The sequence below is a fragment of the Streptosporangium sp. NPDC000239 genome (assembly GCF_040300765.1).
Taxonomy (GTDB): domain Bacteria; phylum Actinomycetota; class Actinomycetes; order Streptosporangiales; family Streptosporangiaceae; genus Streptosporangium.
In genome coordinates, this window is sequence record NZ_JBEPEI010000046.1 from 1 (window position 1) to 2,207 (window position 2,207).

At 73.5% G+C, this 2,207-nt stretch carries 1 protein-coding gene; it reads right to left on the minus strand.

Features of this window, described 5'->3' with window-relative positions; genetic code table 11:
- On the minus strand, positions 1-2,207 hold a 2,207-nt coding region (locus tag ABT340_RS42355; RefSeq protein ID WP_352016609.1), incomplete at both ends, for a condensation domain-containing protein.

The following is a 2,207-nucleotide window of genomic DNA, read 5'->3' on the forward strand; positions in this document are numbered from 1 at the left end:
CGGGCGTTGAGCTCCGCGGCGGTCAGGCGGGTGGTGCCGCAGACCACGGCTTCGGCGCCGGGGTCCGCCGCGACCCGCGCCTCGAACAACCGGGCCAGGTCGCCGTACGGCAGCGCCGCCGCGGTGGCGTTTCCCTCCTCCACCAGGGCACGCCGCTCCCCGGCGGTGAGCAGCTCGACCTGCCCGATCCGGACGTCGGGATCCGCCGCCACCGCCTCCAGCAGCCTCGTCAGCCACCCGGCGATCGACTCGGCCGTGCCGCGGTCGAACAGGTCGGTGGCGTACTGCAGCACCCCGTGGATTCCCGACGGCCCCTCGCTGAGACCGAACAGCAGGTCGCACTTGGCGCCGCTGAGGCCGTACAACGAGTAGTCCGGGTCCGGCGTCACCGTCAGACCGGGCACCTCGGTCCTGTCGTCGGGGGTGTTCTCCAGGGCCAGCATCACCTGGAAGAGCGGGTTGCGGCCGGGCAGCCGCACCGGGTTGAGCGCCTCGACCAGATGCTCGAACGGCACGTCCTGGTGCGCGTACGCCGCCAGGTCCGCCTCCCTGACCCGGGCCAGCAGCTCACGGAAACTCGGATCGCCCGAGGCGTCGGTGCGCAGCACCAGCGTGTTGACGAAGAAGCCGACCAGGTCGTCCAGCGCCTCGTCCGCACGGCCCGCCACGGGAGAGCCGACCGGTATGTCGCCGCCCGCCCCGAGCCTGGTCAGCAGCGCCGCCAGCCCCGCCTGCAGGACCATGAACAACGTGGCCTGACCGGTCCTGGCCAGGGTGAGCAGCCGCCCGTGCAGCTCGGGCGGGATCCGCAGCGGCACGGCACCGCCCCCGTGCCCCGGGACCGTCGGCCGGGGCCGGTCGGCGGGCAGCGGCAGTTCCTCGGGCAGCCCCGCCAGGGCCCGCCGCCAGAAACCGGTCTGCGCGCTCATGAGACTGTCCGGGTCCGCCGCGTCCCCGAGCAGCTCGCGCTGCCACAGGGTGTAGTCGCGGTAACGCACGGGCAGCGGCTCCCACTCCGGGGCCTCACCCCGCGTGCGGGCCGCGTAGGCCGTCGCCAGGTCGCGCCTGAGCGGCGCCATCGACCAGCCGTCCGCGGCGATGTGGTGCAGCAGCACGACCAGCACGTGCTCGTCGGGGTCGCCCTGCCCGAGGGCGAACAGGCACGCCCGCACCGGCGGTTCGGCCGACAGGTCGAAGGGGCGCGCGGCCTCCCGCTCGATGGCGGGACCGAGCTCCGCCTCGCCGATCTCCGTGACCGTCAGGCCGGGGACGACGTCGAGCACCCGCTGGCCGTCCGGCGAGGGGAAGACCGTCCGCAGCGTCTCGTGCCGCAAGGCCACATCACGCAGCGCCGCCGCGAGCGCCGCCCGGTCCAGCCGCCCGGACAGGCGCAGGACCAGCGGAATGGTGTAGAGCCCGGCGGACTCGGCGAGCCGGTCGACGATCCAGATCCGGTGCTGGGCGTAGGAGAACAACGGCTCTCCGGAGTCCTCCGAGCGGACCAGCGGCGGCCTGGTCCCGCGTCCTCTCGCCCTCTCGACCGCCGTGGCGAGCGCGGCGACGGTCGGCGCCTCGAAGACCTCCCGCACCTGCACCTCGACGGAGAGCGCCGACCTGATTCCGGCCACCACCCGCATGGCCAGCAGCGAGTGCCCGCCGAGCGCGAAGAAGTCGTCGTCGACCCCGATCCCCGGTACGGCGAGCACCTGCGCGAACAGGTCACGGAGGATCCCCTCGACCGGAGTGCGCGGCGCCGTGCCCGACGTCGTCGTCTCCGGGGCGGGCAGGGCGTCGCGGTCGACTTTGCCGTTGTGGTTGAGGGGGAGGGTGTCGAGGATGACGAGGGCGGTGGGGACCATGTAGGCGGGCAGGGTTCGCCGGGCGTGTTGGAGCAGGTGGCCGGGGTCGGTGGGGTTCCGGGTGGTGAGGTAGGTGACGAGGCGTTTGTCGCCGGGGTTGTCCTCGCGCAGCAGGGTCACGCTCTGGACGACGTCGGGATGACGCAGAAGGACGGCGTCGATCTCTCCCGGCTCCACCCGGATACCGCGGACCTTCACCTGCCCGTCGATCCGGCCGACATAGTCGAGAAGGCCGCCGGGAAGCCTGCGGACGAGGTCGCCGGTGCGGTACATGCGGGTGCCGGGCGGGCCGTAGGGGTCGGCGACGAAGCGTTCTGCGGTGAGGCCGGGCCTGCCGAGGTAGCCGCG